The 16958-nt window shown below is 60.0% G+C and carries 11 protein-coding genes; 1 reads left to right on the forward strand and 10 read right to left on the reverse strand.

The genetic code is table 11. From position 1 onward, the window contains the following. Nucleotides 1–14 precede the first annotated feature (14 nt). The 9 genes from gltB to D3880_RS20505 form a co-directional block, all read right to left on the reverse strand. Entirely contained in the window at nucleotides 15–4460 is a 4446-nt protein-coding gene (gene gltB / locus D3880_RS20465) for a glutamate synthase large subunit (protein WP_119895254.1), read from the reverse strand. A 244-nt stretch (nucleotides 4461–4704) separates the two neighbouring features. Next, complete coding sequence (locus D3880_RS20470) at nucleotides 4705–6333, reverse strand: AAA family ATPase (protein ID WP_119895255.1); 1629 nt, start codon at nucleotides 6331–6333, stop codon at nucleotides 4705–4707. A gap of 17 nt (nucleotides 6334–6350) precedes the next feature. Then, a complete protein-coding gene (aroB, locus tag D3880_RS20475; protein ID WP_119895256.1) occupies nucleotides 6351–7448 on the reverse strand; it encodes a 3-dehydroquinate synthase in 1098 nt (365 codons plus the stop codon). Between the two features lie 51 nt (nucleotides 7449–7499). Continuing rightward, nucleotides 7500–8018, reverse strand: coding sequence for a shikimate kinase AroK (aroK, locus tag D3880_RS20480; protein WP_119895257.1), 519 nt, complete (start codon nucleotides 8016–8018; stop codon nucleotides 7500–7502). Nucleotides 8019–8022: 4 nt separating this feature from the next. Next, nucleotides 8023–10086: a type IV pilus secretin PilQ gene (locus D3880_RS20485; protein ID WP_119895258.1), complete on the reverse strand. Its 2064-nt coding sequence runs from the start codon at nucleotides 10084–10086 to the stop codon at nucleotides 8023–8025. A gap of 54 nt (nucleotides 10087–10140) precedes the next feature. Next, nucleotides 10141–10635: a type 4a pilus biogenesis lipoprotein PilP gene (gene pilP, locus D3880_RS20490; protein ID WP_119895259.1), complete on the reverse strand. Its 495-nt coding sequence runs from the start codon at nucleotides 10633–10635 to the stop codon at nucleotides 10141–10143. Between the two features lie 29 nt (nucleotides 10636–10664). Next, nucleotides 10665–11288 carry a type 4a pilus biogenesis protein PilO gene (pilO, locus tag D3880_RS20495; RefSeq protein WP_119895260.1) on the reverse strand — a complete coding sequence of 208 codons (624 nt, stop codon included), beginning with the start codon at nucleotides 11286–11288 and terminating at the stop codon, nucleotides 10665–10667. Then, nucleotides 11285–11857 carry a PilN domain-containing protein gene (locus D3880_RS20500; RefSeq protein ID WP_119895261.1) on the reverse strand — a complete coding sequence of 191 codons (573 nt, stop codon included), beginning with the start codon at nucleotides 11855–11857 and terminating at the stop codon, nucleotides 11285–11287. The genes pilO and D3880_RS20500 overlap by 4 nt, the downstream gene beginning before the upstream one ends. After that, nucleotides 11857–12921, reverse strand: a complete 1065-nt coding sequence (locus D3880_RS20505; protein ID WP_119895262.1) for a pilus assembly protein PilM — start codon at nucleotides 12919–12921, stop codon at nucleotides 11857–11859. Before D3880_RS20505 ends, D3880_RS20500 begins: the two co-directional genes overlap by 1 nt. 184 nt (nucleotides 12922–13105) lie before the next feature. Between D3880_RS20505 and D3880_RS20510 the strand changes: the two genes are divergently transcribed. Continuing rightward, on the forward strand, nucleotides 13106–15541 hold the full coding sequence (locus tag D3880_RS20510; RefSeq protein ID WP_162935026.1) for a penicillin-binding protein 1A: 2436 nt from the start codon (nucleotides 13106–13108) through the stop codon (nucleotides 15539–15541). Nucleotides 15542–15607: 66 nt separating this feature from the next. Here the strand turns inward: D3880_RS20510 and D3880_RS20515 are convergent, their stop codons facing one another. Further along, nucleotides 15608–16876, reverse strand: coding sequence for a malic enzyme-like NAD(P)-binding protein (locus D3880_RS20515; RefSeq protein WP_119895264.1), 1269 nt, complete (start codon nucleotides 16874–16876; stop codon nucleotides 15608–15610). Between the last annotated feature and the right edge of the window lie 82 nt (nucleotides 16877–16958).

Here is a 16958-nt window from a genome sequence, read left to right on the forward strand (position 1 = left end):
TACTTCAGGCGCGATTATTGTGGGTTGGCACGGGTACTGGAGAGCAGCGAGGCCAGGTTGGCGGCCTTCGGCTTGACCAACCAGAACTTGCGCAGGTAGTCGTCCAGGTTGTCCAGGAGGTTGCGTCCCCACTCACTGCCGGTTTCTTGCACATATTCGGCCAACACACCTTGCAGGTGGCTACGGTAAGCCTCCATGGCTTCGCTGTTGATCCGCTGGATCTCCACCAGCTCGTGGTTGACCCGGTCGTAGAAGCTGTTGTCCAGGTCGAGCACATAGGCGAAGCCGCCGGTCATGCCCGAGCCGAAGTTGTAGCCGGTCTTGCCCAGCACGCAGACGAAACCGCCGGTCATGTATTCACAGCAGTGGTCGCCAGTGCCTTCCACCACAGTATGCGCCCCGGAGTTGCGCACGGCGAAGCGCTCGCCGGCGGTACCGGCGGCGAACAGCTTGCCGCCGGTGGCGCCGTACAGGCAGGTGTTGCCGATGATGGCCGAGTCCTGGGTCTTGAACGGGCTGCCCTTGGGCGGGGTGATCACCAGCTTGCCGCCGGTCATGCCCTTGCCGACGTAGTCGTTGGCGTCACCTTCCAGGTACAGGTTCAGGCCGCCGGCGTTCCACACGCCGAAGCTCTGCCCGGCCGTGCCGGTGAAGCGGAAGGTCAGCGGCGCCTTGGCCATGCCCTGGTTGCCGTGGGCACGGGCGATCTCGCCGGAAATCCGCGCGCCGATGGAACGGTCACAGTTGCAGATGTCCAGGGCGAACTCGCCGCCGCTCTTGGCGACGATGGCACCCTTGGCCAGTTCGACCATCTTCTCGGCCAGCAGGCCCTGGTCGAACGGCGGGTTGCGGTCGACCTCGCAGAACTGCGGCTTGTCGGCCGGGATGTGGTCACTGCCGAGCAGCGGAGTCAGATCCAGATGGTTCTGTTTTTCCGTCTCGCCGGGGAGCATTTCCAGCAGATCGGTACGCCCGATCAGCTCGCCGAGGCTGCGCACGCCCAGTTTGGCCAGCCACTCACGGGTATCTTCGGCCACGTAGGTGAAGTAGTTCACCACCATGTCGACGGTGCCGATGAAATGGTCCTTACGCAATTTATCGTTCTGGGTGGCGACGCCGGTGGCGCAGTTGTTCAGGTGGCAGATGCGCAGGTACTTGCAGCCCAGGGCAACCATCGGGCCGGTACCGAAACCGAAGCTCTCGGCGCCGAGTATGGCCGCCTTGATCACGTCGAGACCGGTCTTCAGCCCGCCGTCGGTCTGCACCCGCACCTTGCCGCGCAGGTCGTTGCCACGCAGGGTCTGGTGAGTTTCGGCGAGGCCGAGTTCCCACGGGCTGCCGGCGTACTTGATCGAGCTCAGCGGCGAAGCGCCGGTGCCGCCGTCGTAACCGGAGATGGTGATCAGGTCGGCATAGGCCTTGGCCACACCAGCGGCAATAGTGCCGACGCCGGCTTCCGCGACCAGCTTGACCGAAACCAGCGCCTGCGGGTTGACCTGCTTAAGGTCGAAAATCAGCTGCGACAGGTCTTCGATCGAGTAAATGTCGTGGTGCGGTGGCGGCGAGATCAGGGTCACGCCAGGTACCGCATAGCGCAGACGAGCGATTAGCCCGTTGACCTTGCCGCCCGGCAGCTGGCCACCTTCGCCGGGTTTGGCGCCCTGGGCCACCTTGATCTGCAGCACTTCGGCGTTGACCAGATATTCCGGAGTCACCCCAAAACGACCGGTGGCCACCTGCTTGATCTTCGAGCTGCGGACGGTGCCGTAACGCGCCGGGTCTTCGCCGCCCTCACCGGAGTTGGAACGACCACCGATGCGGTTCATCGCCTCGGCGATGGCTTCGTGGGCTTCCGGCGACAACGCGCCAAGGGAAATACCCGCGGCGTCGAAACGCTTGAAGATCGACTGCAGCGGCTCGACTTCGTCAAGGCTGAGCGATTGGTCAGCCAGTTTGACCTGCAGCAGGTCGCGCAGCATCGATACCGGACGGGTATCGACCAGCGCGGCGTATTCCTTGTACTTCTCGTAGCTGCCCTGCTGCACGGCGGCCTGCAGGGTGTTGACCACGTCCGGGTTGTAGGCGTGGTACTCGCCACCGTAGACGAACTTGAGCAGGCCGCCCTGCTGGATCGGCTTGCGATTGTTCCAGGCTTCGGCGGCCAGCAGTTTTTGCTCGCTCTCGAGGTCGACGAAACGCGCGCCCTTGAGGCGGCTGGCGACGCCACGGAAGCTCAGGCCGACCACTTCCTCGGACAGGCCGACAGCTTCGAACAGCTGGGCGCCGCGGTAGGAGGCGACGGTGGAGATGCCCATCTTCGAGAGGATCTTCAGCAGGCCCTTGGAGATACCCTTGCGGTAATACTTGAACACCTCGTCCAGATCGCCGAGCACTTCACCGGTGCGGATCAGGTCGGCCAGCACCTCGTAGGCGAGGAACGGGTACACCGCCGAGGCGCCGAAACCGAGCAGCACGGCATAGTGGTGCGGGTCGCGGGCGGTGGCGGTCTCGACCAGGATGTTGCAGTCACAGCGCAGGCCTTTTTCGGTCAGGCGGTGGTGCACCGCGCCGACGACCAGCGAAGCGTGGGCCGGCAGCTTGCCGGGGGCGATGTGCCGGTCGGTCAGCACCAGTTGGCTCTTGCCGGCGCGCACCGCTTCTTCGGCTTGATCGGCCATGTTGCGCACGGCGGCTTGCAGGCCGAGGCTCTCGTCATAGTTGAGGTCTATGACATGACGCTCGAAGCCCGGACGATCCAGAGTCATCAGCGCCCGCCATTTGGCCGGCGAGATCACTGGCGAGCTAAGGATGACGCGGGTGGCGTGATCGGACGACTCGGTGAAAATGTTGCGCTCGGCCCCCAGGCAGATCTCCAGGGACATGACGATCGCTTCCCGCAGCGGGTCGATCGGCGGGTTGGTGACCTGAGCGAACTGCTGGCGGAAGTAGTCATAGGGGGAGCGGATGCGCTTGGACAGCACGGCCATCGGCGTGTCGTCGCCCATCGAGCCGACCGCTTCCTGACCCTGCTCGGCCAGCGGGCGCAGCACCTGGTCACGCTCCTCGAAGGTGACCTGGAACATCTTCATGTACTGTTTGAGCTGGTCGGCATCGTAGCTGGCCACACCCTGATCGTCGGCCAGGGTCGCCTGAATGCGCACCGCGTTCTGCCGCAGCCACTGCTTGTACGGGTGGCGCGACTTGAGGCGATTGTCGATGTCGTCGGTGTTGAGCACCTGACCGGTTTCGGTATCCACCGCGAGAATCTGCCCAGGGCCGACCCGCCCCTTGGCGAGCACGTCTTCCGGCTGGTAGTCCCACACGCCGATTTCCGATGCCAGGGTGATGTAGCCGTTCTTGGTGGTCACCCAGCGCGCCGGACGCAGGCCGTTGCGATCGAGCAGGCAAACAGCGTAGCGGCCGTCGGTCAACACCACGCCGGCCGGGCCGTCCCACGGCTCCATGTGCATGGAGTTGTACTCGTAGAAGGCGCGCAGGTCGGCGTCCATGGTTTCGACATTCTGCCAGGCCGGCGGGATGATCATGCGCACGCCGCGGAACAGGTCGATGCCGCCGGTGACCATCAGCTCGAGCATGTTGTCCATGCTCGACGAGTCGGAGCCGACACGGTTGACCAGCGGACCCAGCTCGTCCAGATCGGGGATCAGCTCATTGGCGAACTTGGTGCGACGGGCCTGCGCCCAGTTGCGGTTGCCGGTGATGGTGTTGATCTCGCCGTTGTGGGCGAGGAAGCGGAATGGCTGCGCCAGCGGCCATTTCGGCAGGGTGTTGGTGGAGAAGCGCTGGTGGAACACGCAAATGGCGGTCTGCAGGCGCTCGTCACCCAGGTCTGGGTAGAACTGCTGCAGGTCGGCCGGCATCATCAGGCCTTTATAGATGATGGTCTTGGGCGAGAAGCTGCAGATGTAATGATCGGTATCGGCCGCATTGGCCACCGAGGAGCGGCGCCTCGCGCTGAATAGCTTGATCGCGAAGTCCTGATCGCTGAGGCCTTCGCCACCGACGAATACCTGCTCGATCTGCGGCAAGCGCTCCAGGGCCAAGCGCCCGAGCACGCTGGTGTCCACCGGCACCTTGCGCCAGCCGACCAGTTGCAGACCGGCAGCGAGGATTTCGCGATTCATATTCTCGCGAGCGACCTCGGCTTTGCCGGCATCCTGATTGAAGAACACCATGCCCACGGCGTATTGCTGCGGCAACTCGGCGCCAAAGTGATCCTTGGCCATGGCGCGGAGGAACAGATCCGGCTTCTGAATCAGCAGACCGCAGCCATCGCCTGTCTTACCGTCGGCGTTGATCCCGCCGCGGTGGGTCATACAGGTCAGAGCTTCAATCGCTGTTTGCAACAGGTGATGGCTCGCTTCGCCCTGCATATGGGCGATCAGGCCGAAGCCGCAGTTATCCTTGAACTCATCAGGATGGTACAGACCTGCTTTCATAGGGACTCTCACCAGATGCCTCTCATCAAGGCAATTACTTTCTAATTCAATCACTTACCAAGCGCGCAGGACTAAGCGCCAGCTTTGCGCAGGCAAAAGGGGGGTCATTGTACACAGCTGCCTGGGGGGTCACAAACCCCCGAGTGGCGATCAAGCGACACCTTATGTCGCTTAGATGAAAGGACAATACCATGCGGTCATGCTATCGACCGCATGGTCATCCTTGCCTAGCGCCCTAACAGCGTCAGCGTGCCCGCACATCCTGCTGGATGCTGGCGAAGCTCCGGGGCCAGGGCTTTCCGGCCTGCACCTTGGCCGGCAGACTCTTGATCGCCGCTTGTGCCGCATCGCGCGTGGCGAAACTGCCGTAGGTCACCACATACAGCGGCTGGCCTTGGTGCGCTTTCTTGAAATAGCGGTAATCGCCGCCTTGCTGGCGCACGAAGGCCTGAGCACTGCTCTCCGAGCGCGTTCCCAGTATCTGCAGCGCGTAGCGGCTGGCCGCCTGCCGACCGTACCAATCCGCCCCCGCGGGAACGGTGGCCGCTACCGCTTTCTCCGCAGGCTTTGCGGGCTTGGCGACAGGCTTGGTCACCGCGGCTGATGCAGGAGCTGGCGCCGGGCTCGGCTTGGACGCAGCAGGCACAACAGAAGCAGCCGCAACCACAGGATTTACCTTGGCCGCTGGAGCCCCCGATGCAGCCACTGGTGCTGCGGGAACAGGAGCGGCCGCCACAACAGGCGCTACCGGGTTGACCACAGGCGGCACCTGCGGCTCCACAGGCTCAGCCAAACCAGTCTCCTCGCCATCTGCCTGCCCCGCCACCTGAGCCAGCGGCTCACGAATGACCGGCTGTGCCTCACCCACAAGCGGCAGCGGCAATGGCTGTGCCGCACCGGCGAATTCGATGGCCGGACCACCCTGCGGCGCGGCCGTGACTTCCTGCGCCGCAACCGGCGCAGCGGGAGCGGCCGCCTCCAGCGGCAGCTGGGCCGCAACAGGCGCGACGGGCTCGACTGGCGAACCACCCTTCATCAGCCAGGCCACCGCCACCGCTACCGCCACCACCGTCAGCGCTAATAGATGTTTTTTGGGTAGCTTGAGGGCAAACCCAGCAGCCTGGGCCGAACCCCGCCGCACCAACATGGTATCGATCAGGGTCTCCCGCGCCACTTGATTGATCAGCCCCGGCCAGCCATCGGATTGCTGATGGATATCGGCCATCTGCTCATCAGACAGTAACTCGAGTCCCTGACCCGCACCCTCCAGGCGTTGAGCCAAATATTCCCGGGTCTCATCCTCACCGTAGGGCTGCAACTCGACGGCATGAAAACGCTCCTCGCCATCGGCCAGCAACTCGAGCCGTGGCAACAGCGACGAGTGCCCAAACAAGAACACATGCGGACGCCCTTCGGCACTGCCCGCTGCCAGCGCCAGCAGGGCATCGAGCGCGGAATCATCCAGCTGCTCGGCGTCATCGACAAGCAAATATACCTCTTGTCCCATTAACGCCAATTGTGCGACCTGGGCCAGGAGCGCGCGAACATCTGCTTGCGGCGAGCTCAACCCCTGGGCCACCTGACGCAGCAGCCCGCCGGCATCCATCGCCCCACGAGCCGAAAGCACCACGCTCTGCACCGCCTGCTTGTTGGTGCTGGCCACTAGCGCTTGGCGCAACAGCGTCTTGCCACTACCCTGCGGCCCAGTCACCGCCAGCAATAACTGGCTGTACCGGGCCAAGTGATGCAGCTGCCCCAGCACTGGCTTGCGCTGCGCCGGGAAAAACTTGAATCCCGGCACCCGGGCCGCGAAGGGATCGTGACTGAACTGATAGTGACTGAGGAAAGCCTCGTCGGCGTGCAAACTGGTCATGGTGCTCTCAATTAGTCTTAAAGCTGGTCCACCAACGCACGGTAATCCGCAGCCAAGGTGGCATCTAGAATCTCGCGAGGAAAATCGCCGGTCACGACGGCATCGCCCATCTGGCGTAGCAACACCAGACGTAAGCGCCCACCCTGCACTTTCTTGTCCACCGCCATGTACTTGAGAAAATGCTCGGCACTCATGTCTTCCGGCGGCACTACTGGCAACCCCGCACGCAGAAACAGACGGATTGCACGATCACGCTCAGCTGCGGCGATCCACCCCAAGCGCCTAGACATCTCCAGCGCCATGACGGTTCCCGCCGCCACCGCTTCGCCATGCAACCAAGCGCCATAGCCCTGATGGGCCTCAATGGCATGGCCGAAGGTATGGCCGAGATTGAGGATGGCCCGCAACCCCGACTCGCGCTCATCCACCCCGACGACACGCGCCTTGGCGGCACAAGAACGCTCGATGGCCGTGCTCAGCGCCTGCTGATCGAGCGCTCGCAACGCATCCATGTGCGTTTCCAGCCAGGCCAGGAAGGGTTCGTCACAGATCAAGCCATATTTGATGACTTCTGCCAGACCGGCAGACAGCTCGCGCGGCGGCAGTGTCGCCAGGGTGGCGGTATCGATGACCACCGCCTTCGGCTGGTAGAACGCCCCCACCATGTTCTTGCCCAGAGGGTGATTGATGCCGGTCTTGCCACCCACCGAAGAGTCCACCTGAGACAGCAAGGTGGTTGGCACTTGGATGAAGTCGACGCCACGCTGATAACAAGCCGCTGCGAAGCCGGCCATATCGCCGACCACCCCACCGCCCAACGCAATCACTGTCGTGCCACGCTCATGCCGAGCGCGCAGCAATCCATCGAAAATCAGCTGCAAGGTTTCCCAATTCTTGAACGCCTCGCCGTCTGGCAGAATCACTGTCGCCAGCTCAAACCCTTGTAACGCCGCGGTCAGCTTAGCCAGATAGAGCGGTGCGACGGTCTCATTGGTAACGATTGCAACTTGTCGCCCAGCAATGTGCCGCCCAAGCAGCTCCGCCCGAGCGAGCACACCCGCTCCGATGTAAATCGGATAGCTCCGTTCGCCAAGTTCGACCTGAAGAGTATGCATGCGGCCCCCACGGTAAAAAGGGCACTAGGATAGCGCAATTCCGTCTCCGCTTTAACGCGGCGGCAACGCTTGAAGACGCTCGAGGACTTCCTGCACCACCATACGTGGCGGGCGCTCGTCGGTCTCGATCACGATATCCGCGATCTCCCGGTAGAGCGGATCACGGATAGCCATCAAGTCGCGCAGAACTTTTCCTGGATTGGCCGTGCGCAAAAGCGGTCGATTCCGGTCCCGCGCAGTGCGGTCGAGTTGCTGTTCCACAGAGGTGTGCAGGTAAACGACCCGCCCCCCAGCATGCAGTGCCTGCCGGTTCTCTGGACGTAGCACCGCCCCGCCCCCCGTGGCCAGAACCACGCCGTCCAGCTCACAGAGCTCAGCAATGACCGCATGCTCGCGCTCACGAAAACCCTGCTCGCCTTCGACATCAAAGATCCAGGGGATATCAGCCCCCGTGCGCAGTTCAATCTCCTTGTCGGAATCCTTGAACGGCAACCTCAGCTCTTTCGCCAGCAACCGCCCGATGGTGCTTTTACCTGCCCCCATCGGGCCAATCAGAATCAAATTACGCACAAAATCACTGGCTCACAGCAATGGCCTGATTGTTCATGATACGCGGAGTCAGGAAGACCAGCAGCTCGGACTTCTTATTCTGCACAACATCGCGCCTAAACAGTCGACCAAGGAAGGGCAGGTCGCCGAGAAACGGCACCTTGTCGACGGACGTGGTCTGGGTGTTGGAAAACACCCCGCCGATCACGATAGTCTCTCCGTCGGCCACCAACACCTTGGCATTGACCTCATTTTTGTTGATCGCGGGAACCCCCCCCGTAGACGCCACGACCGAAAAGTCCGGGGCATCCTTGGTAACCTTGACCTCCATGATGATTCGGTTATCCGGCGTGATTTGCGGCGTAACCTCTAGCGACAGCGCCGCCTCTTTAAAGGAAGTACTGGTTGCACCGCTGGAACTGGCTTCTTGGTAGGGCACTTCGGAACCTTTCAGGATTTTGGCAGTTTCCTTATCCGATGTGACCACCTTCGGTTGCGACACGACCTCGCCGTTGCCGGTCTTTTCCATGGCCGACAGTTCCAGATCGAGAATGGTGTTGTCGGTGATAAATCCCAGATTCAATCCGGAGCTTGCCCCGGTGGCACCTAGATCGACAAAGGTCCCAGCATCGATTTCCAAAGGGTCACTGTTCTTGACTAGACTGTTCGAGCCGCCGACCACAAAGTTATTGTCGCCAACACTCACGCCACGCCACTCAACCCCGAGCGACTTGTCGTAATCGACATTGGCCTCGACGATGCGCGCCTCGATCATCACCTGGCGCACCGGGATATCCAATTGCGACACGATGCGCCGCAGCTCATCGAGCTTATCCTGAGTCTGGTAGGCGATAATGCTGTTGGTGCGATCATCCACCGTAATGGAACCACGCTCATCTTTACTGGCATCGCCACTAGTGACCGACTGGAACAGCTTGGCGATATCGGCCGCCTTGGCATAGTTGACTTGAATCAGCTCGCGGCGCAGCGGCGCAAGCTCGGCAATTTGCTTCTGCGACTCCAGCTCTTGGCGCTCACGCGCAGCAATTTCATCAGCCGGAGCAACCAGCAGAACGTTGCCCACCTTGCGCTTGTCCAACCCCTTGGTTTTCAACACCAGATCAAGCGCCTGGTCCCACGGCACATTTTGCAGACGCAAAGTGATATTGCCCTGTACGGTATCACTGGCCACCAAGTTCAGATCAGTGAAGTCGGCGATCAACTGCAGCACCGAACGCACATCGATATCCTGGAAATTCAACGAAAGCTTCTCGCCGTTGTAGGCGAAGCTCTCGGCCTTGCGTTTCTCAACATCCTGCTGATTCAGCGGCTTGATGCTGACGGTCAACTTGTTGTCAGCTTGATAGGCCAAGTAGTCATAGAAGCCCGTTGGCTCAATGGTGATACTGGCTTTATCCGCCCCCCCCGCAGCACTGACGAACTGCACAGGCGTCGCAAAATCCTTGACATCCAGACGGACCCGGAGGCTTTCAGGCAATTGCGTTTTGGCGAAATCCAGGCGGATCTTGCCACCTTGCTCTTGAATATCCGGGCTTACCGAAGGATCGGACAGCTCGATCACTACATTGCCCTCACCCTGCTCGCCCCGCTGAAAGTCAATATTGCGGATAACCCGCCCTGAAGGTGCATAGCTTTTCTTGGCAACTATGGGTGCCGACGGCGCCACGCGCGATACCGGCGCAGCGTTGGAGCTCTCACCAACCACCACATAAAGGGCATTACCTTCGGTGCGCGTGCTATAGGGGGCCAGGGTGGTGAGATTGATGATCAGCCGGGTACGATCCTTGGCCTCCACCACCGTAACGCTGCGAGCATTACCAACGCCCAGCTCGCGATTCTTTGTGCCAAGGCCGTTCTTCACCCCCGGAAGATCCAGCGCGATGCGCGCCGGCTGTTCGATGGTATAACCACGTGGCGCAGCCACTGGCTCATCAAACGCCAGTTTGAGCTCCACCCGATCCCCCGGCAAAGCAGCCACATCAAGTGCCTGCAGATTTGCCGCCAGCAAAGCCGGCGACAGAAGCGCCGCAAGAAAAGAAACGCAGAGGCGCGAAAGAGAGCTCTTCATTCTCAGATTCCGTTGTGCAGACCGGTAATTATTTTTCATTTCCCCACCCCAACCTTAAGAGCGCTCTTTGAGAGAGAGACTTCGCGGTCGCTCCAACCAGCCACCTTCACCATCCGGGACTATCTCGACCACATCTACTTTCGCTTCGCTGATCGCGATAATGCGACCATTGTTGCGCCCCAAGTAATCGCCAACCCTGACCCGATGCACCCCCCCTGCACCGCTAATCAAGGCATACATTCCTCCATCATTAGAGAGGGTACCGACCATTTCGAAGACTTCGATGTTGAAGCCCTCCAAAAATTGTTTTACCCGGGTTTCATCGGGCTTGATTTCCTTTGACCCCTTCGGCCGACTGACCAGATCAATCTTCACCGGCGGCTGGAATGGACTGCGCAACGCCGCCGCACTATAAGTAAAAGCCTCATAGGGCTGAAATTTCGGCAGCGGCTCAATTGAGCCCTTGGGGCGAGCACGAACTTCATCCATGTAAGTTTGCAAATCCGTAAAGTCTCCGCTAGATCCGCAACCTACCAGACCGCACAGCATCAAACCATACAAAGCAAGATGGGAGCTCTTCACTTCTGCAGCCCCTTGTCGTTATAACGGTAAGTTTTCGCCAGAATATTCATGCGCAACTTTGTCGAACTATCTGCACTGACCGGCTTAATCTCGAAATCATGCAACGTCACAATACGCGGTAGGCTGGAGACGCCACTTACAAACGTCGCCAGGTCATGATAAGAACCCACCACCGATATCTGGATAGGCAATTCGATATAGAACTGCTGAGCGACCTCCGGTAGAAGCTTGATCTCCTCAAACTCAAGACCACTACCCAGCCCCGTGCGCGTGATATCCTCAAGCAAACCAGGGACTTCCGTATCACTTGGCAATTGCCGCAGAAGAGCGCCGAAAGAAATCTCCATCTCTTTCATCTGTTCTTTGTAAGCCTCGAGGTTGGCTGCCTGGAACGCCTTTGAGGAAAACTGTTCTTTTAGCGCCACCTCTTCAGCACGTCGTTGATCCAGCTGAGCCTCAAGATCTTTGAGGTGAAAGTTATAACCAAGAGCCAACACAACTATCAGCAGCAAAATACATACAATTACTTTGACCGCGGCAGGCCATGCACCCAGGTTATTAACATCAAGGTCATTGATATCAATTTTCCGCAAACTTTCTAGCGAGTCGGCAAAGCTCATTTCTTGGCTCCTTCCGCTTCAACCGATGGCTGAGTTTGCTGAACCGTCAACTGAAAGACATTTGCCTGATCCAAGGCGCCAGCAGTTACAGCCTTAACAGCGGTGAGGTTCGGCGCATCCAACCAATCAGAGGCATCCAGGTTGCGCATGAGATTGGACACGCGATTGTTCGACTCCGCCGCGCCTTCAATTGCGATGCCTTTCCCCTTCATGCTGAGCGAGGTGAAATAAACACCATCCGGCAAGGTACGCGCCAGTTGATCAAACACGCGGCCAATAATCGAGCGGTTGCCCTGCAAATCCTGAATGATCTTCATCCGCTCAAGTAGTTGTTGCCGGCGAGTCTTCAGCTCACTGATTTCTTTGATGCGCGCATCCAAAACCGCAATCTCCTTGCGGATGAAGTCATTTCGAGCATTTTGCTGCTCTATCGCCGAATTAAGATATTGATCGCCAAGAAATACGACACCAGCAGCAAGAACCAAGACACCCGCGAGAGTCGCAAGAAATCGCTGCTTACGCTCCTCACGCAGTTGTTCACGCCAAGGCAGTAGGTTTATGCGCGCCATCAGTCGAAACTCCTCATCGCCAGACCACACGCAATCATCAAGGCCGGAGCATCGCTAGCCAAAGCCCCAGCATTGACCTTGCTGCTAAGCGCCATATCGGCAAACGGATTGGCCACCAGCGTCTGGGTACCGATCTTCTGCTGGATCAGCCGATCCAGATCGGGAATGGAGGCAGTTCCGCCCGCCAGGAGGATGTAATCCACATCATTGAATTGGCCAGCCGCGAAGAAAAACTGCAACGAGCGTGAAACCTGCTGCACCACAGCGTCCTTGAATGGCTGCAGAACCTCACTCTCATAGTCGTCCGGCAGACCGCCTTGCTTCTTAGCAAGGCCCGCTTCTTCGACTGACAAGCCATAACGACGCTGAATCTCGTCAGTCAGCTGCTTACCACCAAACAGCTGCTCGCGGGTATAGATGGTGCGGCCGTTATGCAGAACGCTCAGAGTGGTCATGGTGGCACCAATGTCCACGACTGCCACCGTCAATTCTTCGTGATCATTACCGAATTGCGGAGCCAGCAGGCCGTAAGCCCGTTCGAGAGCATAGGCCTCGACATCGACGACCTTAGCCGTCATGCCCGACAAGGCCAGGGCCGCCTCACGCACCTCGACATTCTCCTTGCGGCAGGCGGCAAGCAACACATCCACCCGCTCAGGGTTGCGGGCCGAAGGGCCCTGAACCTCGAAATCGATGGCGACTTCTTCAAGCGGATAAGGAATGTACTGGTCAGCTTCGATTTTCAGCTGATTCTCCAGCTCATCATCGGAAAGCCCCGCATCCATCTCGATGGTTTTGGTGATCACAGCAGAACCCGCCACCGCCACCACGGCGGTTTTCACACCGGTCTTGGCCTTGACCAGGACGCGGGTCAAGGCCTGCCCGACCCCCTCCAGCTCGGCGATGTTCTTCTCGACCACTGCATTTGGGGGAAGGGGCTCAACGGCGTATGCCTCTACCTTGTAGCGGCTTCCTGAGCGACTCAATTCCAAGAGCTTGACTGAGGTCGAACTGATATCTATCCCCAGAAGCGTATTCGCTTTCTTATTGAAGAGCCCTAGCACGACCGTTTTCCTATTGACATCCGCGACTTACGGACTATTTATGTTTTTTCACATTAAATAACAGTCTTGACATAAGCGCAAATAGCTACCTCACAAAAAAAGCGCTTATAATGTGAACGATTTTCCCCTTTTCGCTTTACCCTGCGTTCAACCCGTTCTTTTACTTGGAAATCCACAAGTTTTGATGCGCCTGCTGAAATTCTTCTGGTGGCTCTGCGTCACCGTTTTTTGTGGGCTGCTGCTCAGTTTCAGCGGCGCCTATCTTTATCTGAGTCCCGGACTCCCGTCTGTCGAGTCGCTCCGCAGCATCCAACTGCAGATCCCCCTCCGGGTCTACAGCAGCGATGCCAAGCTGATTGCCGAGTTCGGCGAGATGCGGCGCTCCCCCATCCGCTTCGCGGATATTCCCCCAGATTTCATCACGGCGCTACTGTCCGCCGAGGATGATAATTTCGCGAATCATTATGGCGTCGATTTGACCAGTCTGATGCGTGCCGCCACGCAATTATTAAAGAGCGGGCAGATTCAAACCGGTGGCAGCACGATCACCATGCAAGTGGCGAAGAACTACTTCCTCACCAGCGAACGCAGCTTCTCGCGCAAGATCAGCGAGATCCTGCTGGCCCTGCAAATCGAGCGAGAACTGAGCAAGGACGAGATTCTCGAGCTGTACGTCAACAAGATCTACCTGGGCAACCGAGCCTATGGCATCGAGGCGGCCGCACAGGTGTATTACGGCAAGTCGATCCGCGACCTCAGCCTTGCGCAGATGGCGATGATTGCCGGCCTGCCAAAGGCGCCTTCACGCTTCAACCCGCTGGTCAACCCGACGCGCAGCAAGGAGCGCCGCGACTGGATTCTCGGGCGCATGTACAAACTCGGCAAGATCGACGAGGCACGCTACCAGGCGGCACTGAATGAGCCCATCGACGCCAGCTACCATGTCCCGACCCCGGAGTTGAATGCTCCTTACGTGGCCGAGATGGCCCGCGCCGAGATGGTCGGCCGCTATGGCAGCGAGGCCTACACCGAGGGCTTCCACGTCACCACCACGGTGCCGAGCCATCTACAGGAGGCGGCCAATACCGCCGTACGCCAGGGGTTGATCAGCTACGACCAGCGTCACGGCTATCGCGGCCCGGAAACCCGCCTGCCGGGCATGACCCGGGAAACCTGGCAACTCGAACTGGCCAAACAGAAGTCCATCGGCGGCCTCGAGCCAGCCATCGTCACCCAGGTAGAAAAGAGCGGCATTCTCGTGTTGACTCGCAGCGGCCAGGAGGAAACTATCGCCTGGGACAGCATGAAATGGGCCCGCCCCTTCCTCAACACCAACAGCCTCGGACCGCGCCCGCAGCAGCCCGGCGATGTCGTGCAGATCGGCGACTTGATTCGCGTGCAGCGCCAGCAGGACGGCACCCTGCTGTTTAGCCAGATCCCCGCGGCGCAGAGTGCACTGGTTTCCCTCGACCCACAGAATGGCGCCATTCGCGCGCTGGTCGGCGGTTTCTCCTTCGAGCAGAGCAATTACAACCGCGCCGCCCAGGCCAAGCGCCAGCCTGGCTCCAGCTTCAAGCCCTTCATCTATAGCGCCGCCCTGGATCGCGGCTACACCGCCGCAACCCTGGTGAATGACGCCCCCATCGTATTCGTCGACGAATACCTGGATCAGGTCTGGCGACCGAAGAATGACACCAACACCTTCCTCGGACCGATCCGCCTGCGCGAGGCGCTCTACAGGTCACGCAACCTGGTGTCGATTCGCCTGCTGCAGGCCATCGGCATCGAGTATGCGCTGAACTACATCGAGCATTTCGGCTTCAACAAGCAGGAGCTGCCGCGCAACTTCTCCCTCGCCCTGGGCACTGCCAACCTCACCCCACTGGAGATCGCCGGCGGCTGGAGCGCATTTGCCAATGGTGGTTACAAGGTCCAGCCCTATCTGGTCGAACAGATCAACAGCCGCAATGGCGATTCGCTGTATATCGCCAATCCCGCCAGCGTGCCGCATGACACCTCGGTCGCCCCACAAGTGCCCATTCCGCAGACTGTCGCCAGTGCGACGCTAAGCTCCCCCGCCGACCCAGGCAGCGCCAGCTCGCAGCCAGTCGTTGCCGAGCGGATCCTCGATGCCCGCACCGCCTACATCATGACCAGCATGCTGCAGGACGTGATCAAGCGCGGTACCGGACGGCGCGCCCTGGTCATGGGTCGCAGCGATCTGGCCGGCAAGACCGGCACCACCAACGAGTCCAAGGACAGCTGGTTCTCCGGCTACAACGCCGACTACCTCACCACCGTCTGGGCCGGCTTCGATCAGCCGGAAAGCCTGGGTCGCCACGAATTCGGCGGCACCGTAGCCCTGCCGATCTGGATGGACTACATGAGCGCCGCCCTCAAGGACAAACCGGCACATTTACCGACGGAGCCGGAAGGCCTGCTCACCCTGCGCGTCGACCCACTCAGCGGCCGCGCCGCCACCCCAGGCACTCCCAATGCCTACTTCGAGCTGTTCAAGAGCGAGGATTCGCCGCCGCCGATGAGCGAGCTGGAGCCCGGCAGCAGCATTCCTGGTAGCCCGCTGCCGGCCGACGACGCGGCCCCCATCGACCTGTTCTGAGCTCGCTGCAAATAGCGCCCAATAAAAAGCCCCGCATCGGCGGGGCTTTTTATTACATCTCAGCAGTCAGGCCTTGAACACCTCATCCACCGAGTTCAGCGGATAGTGCGCCGGATATGGCAAGGTCGCCACACCGCTCTCGATCGCCGCTTTCGCCACGGCATCGCAAACCACGTTGATCAGACGCACATCCATCGGCTTGGGAATGATGTAGTCGCGACCGAACTCCAGCTTGATGCCACCGTAAGCGTCGCAGACCTCCTGCGGCACCGGTAGTTTGGCCAGATCGCGCAAAGCCAGGGCGGCGGCGATCTTCATCTCTTCGTTGATACGGGTCGCGCGTACGTCCAGCGCGCCACGGAAGATAAAGGGGAAGCCGAGCACGTTGTTGACCTGGTTCGGGTAGTCCGAACGACCGGTGGCCATGATCACGTCGCTGCGGGTGGCCTTGGCCAGCTCCGGCTTGATTTCCGGGTCCGGGTTCGAGCAGGCAAACACGATCGGATCGGCCGCCATGCGCTTGAGGTCATCCGCACTCAACAGGTTGGCGCCGGACAGGCCAACGAACACGTCGGCACCGTCGAGCGCTTCGGACAGGGTACGCTTGTCGGTCTCGTGGGCGAACACCGCCTTGTATTGGTTGAGGTCGTCGCGGCCGGCATGGATCACGCCCTTGCGATCGACCATCAGGATGTTCTCGACCCTCGCGCCCATGCTCACCAGCAGCTTCATGCAGGAGATCGCTGCAGCGCCGGCGCCCAGGCACACCACCTTAGCGTTGGCCAGGGTCTTGCCGACGATTTCCAGGGCGTTGAGCATGCCGGCGGCGGTGACGATCGCCGTGCCGTGCTGGTCATCGTGGAACACCGGGATGTCGCACTGCTCGATCAGCGCACGCTCGATCTCGAAGCATTCCGGCGCCTTGATGTCTTCCAGGTTGATGCCGCCGAAGGTGATGGAGATGCGTTTGACGGTATCGATGAAGGCCTGCGGACTTTCCGAGTCGACTTCGATGTCGAACACATCGATACCGGCGAAGCGCTTGAACAGCACGCCCTTGCCTTCCATGACCGGCTTGGAAGCCAGCGGGCCAAGGTTGCCGAGACCAAGAATCGCGGTGCCATCGGAGATCACTGCGACCAAATTGCCCTTGCCGGTGTACTTGAAGGCCAGCTCAGGATCGCGGGCAATTTCACGTACCGGTTCAGCCACACCCGGGCTGTAGGCCAGCGACAGATCGCGGGCAGTGGCGGTGGGCTTGGTCAGCTCGACGCTCAGTTTCCCCGGACGCGGGTGGGCGTGATAGTCGAGAGCGGCAGTTTTCAGATCAGACATAAATGGCAATCCCGCTTTTTTGTGCTGTTGAACAAACAGGCGGCCGAGCATACGCAAAGTGCTGCTGACCCACAAGGCAGGA

The organism is Pseudomonas cavernae (assembly GCF_003595175.1).
GTDB classification, from domain to species: Bacteria; Pseudomonadota; Gammaproteobacteria; order Pseudomonadales; family Pseudomonadaceae; genus Aquipseudomonas; species Aquipseudomonas cavernae.

What these genes read in the sequence shown, in the direction of transcription:
- D3880_RS20500 (WP_119895261.1), bottom strand. Translation starts at nt 11,857, where the DNA reads ATGGCGCGCATAAACCTACTGCCTTGGCGTGAACAACTGCGTGAGGAG.
- pilO (WP_119895260.1), bottom strand. Translation starts at nt 11,288, where the DNA reads ATGAGCTTTGCCGACTCGCTAGAAAGTTTGCGGAAAATTGATATCAAT.
- D3880_RS20470 (WP_119895255.1), bottom strand. Translation starts at nt 6,333, where the DNA reads ATGACCAGTTTGCACGCCGACGAGGCTTTCCTCAGTCACTATCAGTTC.
- D3880_RS20510 (WP_162935026.1), top strand. Translation starts at nt 13,106, where the DNA reads ATGCGCCTGCTGAAATTCTTCTGGTGGCTCTGCGTCACCGTTTTTTGT.
- D3880_RS20515 (WP_119895264.1), bottom strand. Translation starts at nt 16,876, where the DNA reads ATGTCTGATCTGAAAACTGCCGCTCTCGACTATCACGCCCACCCGCGT.
- gltB (WP_119895254.1), bottom strand. Translation starts at nt 4,460, where the DNA reads ATGAAAGCAGGTCTGTACCATCCTGATGAGTTCAAGGATAACTGCGGC.
- aroB (WP_119895256.1), bottom strand. Translation starts at nt 7,448, where the DNA reads ATGCATACTCTTCAGGTCGAACTTGGCGAACGGAGCTATCCGATTTAC.
- D3880_RS20485 (WP_119895258.1), bottom strand. Translation starts at nt 10,086, where the DNA reads ATGAAGAGCTCTCTTTCGCGCCTCTGCGTTTCTTTTCTTGCGGCGCTT.
- pilP (WP_119895259.1), bottom strand. Translation starts at nt 10,635, where the DNA reads ATGCTGTGCGGTCTGGTAGGTTGCGGATCTAGCGGAGACTTTACGGAT.